4 protein-coding genes are annotated in these 6,102 nt (G+C 71.9%); 3 read left to right on the forward strand and 1 reads right to left on the reverse strand.

Translation table 11 applies throughout. From position 1 onward, the window contains the following. Positions 1 to 1,414: HAMP domain-containing protein (locus tag Air01nite_RS40260; protein ID WP_203708729.1), on the reverse strand; the 1,414-nt coding region annotated here is incomplete at its 3' end. A gap of 393 nt (positions 1,415 to 1,807) precedes the next feature. Between Air01nite_RS40260 and Air01nite_RS40265 the strand changes: the two genes are divergently transcribed. From Air01nite_RS40265 to Air01nite_RS40275, 3 genes are read left to right on the forward strand one after another with little or no spacing between them, the layout of a single operon-like run. Beyond that, positions 1,808 to 3,898: a SpoIIE family protein phosphatase gene (locus tag Air01nite_RS40265; protein ID WP_239091294.1), complete on the forward strand. Its 2,091-nt coding sequence runs from the start codon at positions 1,808 to 1,810 to the stop codon at positions 3,896 to 3,898. Next, on the forward strand, positions 3,898 to 4,398 hold the full coding sequence (locus Air01nite_RS40270; protein WP_203708733.1) for an SAM-dependent methyltransferase: 501 nt from the start codon (positions 3,898 to 3,900) through the stop codon (positions 4,396 to 4,398). Before Air01nite_RS40265 ends, Air01nite_RS40270 begins: the two co-directional genes overlap by 1 nt. Positions 4,399 to 4,407: 9 nt before the next feature. Further along, positions 4,408 to 6,036: an MFS transporter gene (locus Air01nite_RS40275; RefSeq protein ID WP_203708735.1), complete on the forward strand. Its 1,629-nt coding sequence runs from the start codon at positions 4,408 to 4,410 to the stop codon at positions 6,034 to 6,036. Positions 6,037 to 6,102 lie beyond the last annotated feature (66 nt).

The following is a 6,102-nucleotide window of genomic DNA, read 5'->3' on the forward strand; positions in this document are numbered from 1 at the left end:
ACACGCCCTTCACCTGGGCCTGACCGCCGAGCTTGCCCTCGGTGCCGACCTCGCGGGCCACCCGGGTGACCTCGTCGGCGAAGCTCGACAGCTGATCCACCATCGTGTTGACGGTGTTCTTGAGCTCCAGGATCTCGCCGCGGGCGTCGACGGTGATCTTCTGCGAGAGGTCGCCCTGCGCGACCGCGGTCGACACCTGGGAGATGTTGCGGACCTGGCTGGTCAGGTTGCCGGCGAGCTGGTTCACATTTTCGGTGAGATCGCGCCAGGTGCCGGAGACACCGCGGACCTGGGCCTGACCGCCGAGCTTGCCCTCGGTGCCCACCTCGCGGGCCACGCGGGTGACCTCGTCGGCGAAGCTGGACAGTTGATCCACCATCGTGTTGACGGTGTCCTTGAGCTCCAGGATCTCGCCCTGCGCGGCCACGGTGATCTTCTGGGAGAGGTCGCCGTTGGCGACGGCGGTGGAGACCTGGGCGATGTTGCGGACCTGGGCCGTCAGGTTGGACGCCATCGAGTTGACGGAGTCGGTGAGGTCCTTCCAGGTGCCGGCCACGTTGGGCACGGCGGCCTGGCCACCCAGCTTGCCCTCGGTGCCCACCTCACGGGCCACCCGCGTCACCTGCTCGGCGAAGAGGCGCAGCGTGTCGGTGAGCGAGTTCATGGTGTCGGCCAGGGCGGCCACCTCACCGCGCGCGCTCACGGTGATCTTCTGGCTCAGGTCACCCCGGGCCACGGCGGTCGCCACGGCGGAGATCGACCGGACCTGGTGGGTCAGGTTGCTCGCCATCGTGTTGACCGAGTCGGTCAGGTCCTTCCAGGTGCCGGCCACGCCGCGGACGTCGGCCTGGCCGCCGAGCTCGCCCTCGGTGCCCACCTCGCGGGCGACCCGGGTGACCTCGTTGGAGAAGCTGGAGAGCTGGTCGACCATGGTGTTGACCGTGCGGCCGATGCGCAGGAACTCGCCGCGCAGCGGGCGGCCGTCCATCTCGAGCGCCATGTGCTGGCTCAGGTCGCCGTCGGCGACCGCCACGATGACGCGGGCGATCTCGGTGGTCGGCCGGCCGAGGTCGTCGATCAGCGAGTTGATCGCGCGCTGGCTCTCGGCCCACGAGCCGTCGTAGCCCTCCTCGTCCAGCCGCTCGGTGAGCCGGCCGTCGCGACCGACGATGCGGCTGATCCGGCGCACGCCGAGGTGCTGCCGCTCTTGCATGGCGACGACGTCGTTGAACACGTCGGCCACCTCGCCGGCCAGCCCGGCCCGCCTGGGCAGGCGCACCTTGAGATCGCCGCGGTGGACCCGCCGCAGGGCTTCGACCAGCTCCTCGAGCTGGCGCCGGTGGTCGGCCTGGCTCGGGCTGGACTCGTCGGCGGCGGACTGGTCCGCGGCGGGGATCGTTTTCGCCGTGGTCATGGTTCCTCGCTCGGTCTGCTCGGGGAGGTGTCGACGGGGGGAGGCCGCCGGCAGCGTTCCCATCATGGCCTTTGCCGCATGGCGGGCGCGAGGCCACAGGTCCGGATTACCCGTGGATTGCCGCATATCGGACATCCGCGCCGCCGGAGCAACGGGTCGGAAATCTGTCGGTCATCCCGTCGGCGGGGCTTCCGTCACCCGGCCGGTCTGGGTGTGGCCCCCGCCACCGTTCTCGCTGGCCGGGCGGGGGTCCGATGGCCGGGACGGCGACACGCGGATGGTTTTCGCGTTGTGGCATTTGGCGCATGGTGGGCGTGCGGCCACGGGTACGGATTACCGCTGCCAGACCGGGCGGCTTGGAACATTCCGACGGTTCGGGGCAGGATGCTAAGCGTGTCAGGGGAGGTCGTCGCGGGCCAGGTCGAGCACGTCCGTCATGTGCGGCTGCCGGCCGACCGGCGCACTCCGGCTGCCGCGCGCGCCCTCGTGCGGGCCGTGCTGGCCGAGGCCGGGCTCGACGAGCTCAGCAACGAGGCCCTGCTGCTGACCACCGAGCTGTCCACCAACGCGGTCGTCCACGCGGGCACGGAGCTCGATATCGAGGTCGCCGCCGACTCGGTCGGGCTCACCGTCACCGTCACCGACTTCGCGGGTGGGCCGATCGAGACGGTGCTGGTGCGGCCCCGCGCGGAGGTCTCCGATCTGTCGGAGATCTCGGAACGGGGGCGCGGGCTCCTGCTCGTCGACCACTTCGCCGCCCGCTGGGGGACCATCCACGAGGGGGCGCGCAAGGGCGTCTGGTTCCGGCTCGACCGGGGCGAGGCCGCAGCCGCGCCGCACGCGGTCGTCCCCCGGCAGCTCGCGACCGGTGCCGCCCTCGGCAGCCCGCCCGTCGTGACCGCGGTGGCGGCCGGCCCGACGCCCACCGCCACCGAGATGGCCGCGCTCGGCCAGATCGCGCCGGACCCCTACTCCGACGACCCACTCCCCGACTTCGCCGGCGGCCTGCTCGCCCGCGTCGCGGAGATGGTCGGCGCGGCCGGCGGTGTGGTCCGCCTCGACCGCGGCGACGGCGCCGGGTCGCGGGTCCTGGCCCGCTACGGCCGCGCGCCGCGCCCCGACGACGAGCTGCTCCGGATGCCGCTGGCGGTCAACCGGCCCTACAGCGGCGAGCTGGAGTTGGACGCCGCGCCGTCGAGCTACGCGCAGCCGCTGGCCGCGCTGGTCGCCGAGCGCCTCTCGCTCTACGTCGAGAACGACCGGCTCCGCCGGGCCGACCTGCGCCGGCAGAGCTGGCTCACGTTCCTCGCCGAGGCGAGCGAGTTGCTGGCGCAGTCGCTCGACGTACACCTGACGATGGCTTTGATCCCGCAGCTCGTCGTGCCGCGGCTCGGGCAGTGGTGCGCGGTGCACACCACCGACGAGTGGGGACGGCTGCACCTGGCGGCGGCCAGTCACGCGGACGAGTCGATGCTGGCCCGGTTGCACGCGGTGCTCGCGGAGACCGGTCCCGAGTCGATGCTGGCGCGGCTGCGCGAGGCGTCGCGCACCGAGTCGCAGGTGCCGCTCGGCGCGCCGATGGAAGGCTTCGCGGTGCCGTTGGTGGCCCGGGGGCAGCGGCTCGGCACTCTCGCCGTCGGCCGGCACCAGCGGCACCGGCACGACCCCGACGAGATCGCCGTGATCGAGGACGTGGCCCGCCGCGCCGGGCTCGCGATCGAGAACGCGCGGATCCACGAGGAGCGCCGCAAGGTCGCGCACACGCTGCAGCAGTCGCTGCTCCCGCCGGTGCTGCCGGTGGTCAAGGGCATCGGCTTCGCGGCGGAGTACGTGCCCACCGGCGACGCGGCCGAGGTCGGCGGCGACTTCTATGATGTGGTGCCGCTGTCCGACGACCGCTGGCTGGTGGTGGTCGGCGACGTGTCCGGCAAGGGCGTGCCTGCGGCGGCGGTCACCGGGCTGGTCCGCGACGTGATCCGGGTGCTCGTGCACGACGCCCGCCCGCTGCCCGAGGCCCTGCACCGGCTCAACGAGACGCTGGTCGAGCGGGGCGGCGGGCGCTACTGCACGCTCGCGCTCGCCGCCGTCGGTCCCGCCGCCTCCGGCGAGGGAGACCTCGCCGTGTCGCTGCACCTGGCCGGCCACGACCGGCCGGTCGCGGTCCGCGCCGACGGACGCGCCGGCTTCGTGGGTACGGGCGGCACGGCGCTCGGCCTCCTCGAAGAAGTGGCGACGCCGGTGGCCGAGCTGACCCTGCGGCCCGGTGACTCGCTGGTCTTCTACACCGACGGTGTCACCGAGCGGCGGCGCGGCCGCGACCTGTTCGGCCCCGAGCGGCTGCGCGACGCGGCGGCTCCGCTGGCCGGCTACTCGGCCGACGTGGTGGCCGCCCGGCTCAAGACCGCGGTCATCGGGTTCTCCGCCGACACGCCCCGCGACGACATCGCGATCCTGGTCCTGCGGAACGACTTCGTGCCGGGCTGATGGAGCGGATCCGGTGGTCGGTGGACCAGGTCGACCCTGGTCCGGACGAACGGATCATGGAGATCGGCTGCGGCGGGGGCACGGCGGCGGCGCTGGTCTGCGAGCGACTCGTCACCGGCTCGTTGACCGCGATCGACCGGTCGTTGACGGCGGTGCGGCGCACGCTCGCCCGGAACGCGCCCTTCGTCGAGGCCGGGCGGCTGACGGTGCGGCAGGCGCCGTTCACCTTCGACGGCGTCGGTGAGCTGGGCGGGTTTGCCAAGATTTTCTCGATCAACGTGAATCTCTTCTGGACCTCGCCGGCGGTCGAGGAGATGGACCTGCTGCGGCGGCTGCTGGTGCCGGGCGGCACGATGTTCGCCTGCTGGGGACGGGGTCCGACGCCCGGGCGCTCCGACGAGATCGCGGCGCGGACGGCGGCCCGCTTCGCCTCCGGCGGCTTCCAGACCTCAGTGGCCTCGTCGGCCGGTCTGCAATGCGTGAGGGCTATGTCCGTTTAGCGTTACTTTGTGACTGCCGCGCCGGAAGCCGGGTCGAACAAGTACGTCGCGCTCGCGGCCATGGTGTTCGCGGTCGCGATGACGTTCATCGACCAGACGATCGTGTCGATCGCCGTGCCCGACATCTCCGGCGAGCTAGGCATCTCCGCGTCCGCGATCCAGTGGGTGATCAACGGGTACCTGCTGTCGCTCTCGGCGTTCTTCGCGTTCGGCGGGCGGCTCGCCGACATCCTCGGCCATCGCCGGATGGTGCTCATCGGTGTCACGATCTTCGCGGTCGCGTCGGCGCTGTGCGGCGCGACCCCGACGGGCGACGCGGCGGAGGCGTGGCTGATCATCTTCCGCGTCATACAGGGCTTCGGCGCGGCGCTGCTCTTCCCCGCCGCGCTGGCGATCGTGGTGGCCGCGTTTCCGCTGCAACAGCGGGGCCGGGCCTTGGCGATCTTCTTCGGCATCAGCGGCGGCCTGACCGCGATCGGCCCGATCATGGGCGGCTGGCTCGTCCACTACACGTGGCGGGCGATCTTCTGGGTGAACGTACCCGTGGCGATCATCGCGGTGGTGCTCACCTGGCTCGCCCGCGTGAACCCGGCGCACCGGCGCGAGAAGCTCGACTGGCGCGGCGCCGTGCTGATCGTCGCGGGGATGGCGCTGAGCGTGCTGGGCTTGCAGCAGGCGAGCTCGTGGGGCTGGGCGAGCTGGCGGACGTGGCTGTGCATCGTCGCGGGTTTCGCGATCCTGGTGGTCTTCGTGCTGGTCGAACTGCGCACCGAGACTCCGCTGATCAAGGTCAGGATCTTCAAGGACCGCGCGTTCACCATCGACAACTCGGTGCTGTTCTTCGGCCTGATGGCCTTCGTGCCGCTGTTCTTCTTCGCGAGCGTCTACGCCCAGATCTCGCTGGGCCAGTCGGCCAGCGGCGCCGGCTTGTACCTCTTCATCTTCTTCGGCGGCTTCGTCGTGGCGGCGCAGGTCGGCGGCCGCATGCTCGACAGCGGGGGCGCGCGCCGCCCGGTCATCCTGGGCTGCGTGCTGGGCACGATCGGTTTCGCCCTCTGGGCGCGGTCGCTGACCACTCTGGACGAAGGCAGCCAGTGGTACTGGATCGTGTTGTCGGGCGCCGGCATCGGCTTCTTCCTCGGGCCGGCCAGCACGGACGCGGTCAACCGCGCGATCAACGCGTCGTACGGCGAGGTCACGGGCATCACCCAGACGCTGCGCAACTACGGGTCGAGCCTCAGTCTCGCGATCCTCGGCACGGTGCTGCTCCAGGTCGGGCGAGACAAAATCACGACGTCGCTGACGGGGCTGGGCGTGCCCCACACGGACGCGACCGCGGCGGCGAACTCCCTGACGTCGTCGACGGGCGCGGGCAATGCGGCCCAGGCGCTGCCACCGTCGCTGCGCGACCAGGCGTTCGCGGCCATCCAACGCGACTACGCCGAAGCGACCCAGGTGGCCTTCTACGGCATGGCGATCGCGCTGTTCGTGGCGCTGTGCTTCGCGCTGTTCCACCCGGGCGGCAAAGTCACGGCGGAGAATTTCAGCGACGACACGCGCCCGGGCGGAGCGGCACCGACCCGCACCTCGACCGGCGGGAACGACGGCCCGCGCGACCCACCGGCAGAGCCAGCCTGACGTCTCGATCCCGCTTGACCGCGGTCGATGGGCGTTCGCGGGGCGCGAACCGACGCGCCAGCTCGG

It is taken from the genome of Asanoa iriomotensis, assembly GCF_016862515.1.
Taxonomy (GTDB): Bacteria; Actinomycetota; Actinomycetes; order Mycobacteriales; family Micromonosporaceae; genus Asanoa; species Asanoa iriomotensis.

Excerpts from the sequence above, each read along its gene's own strand:
- Air01nite_RS40270 (WP_203708733.1), top strand. The coding sequence starts at position 3,898 with ATGGAGCGGATCCGGTGGTCGGTGGACCAGGTCGACCCTGGTCCGGAC.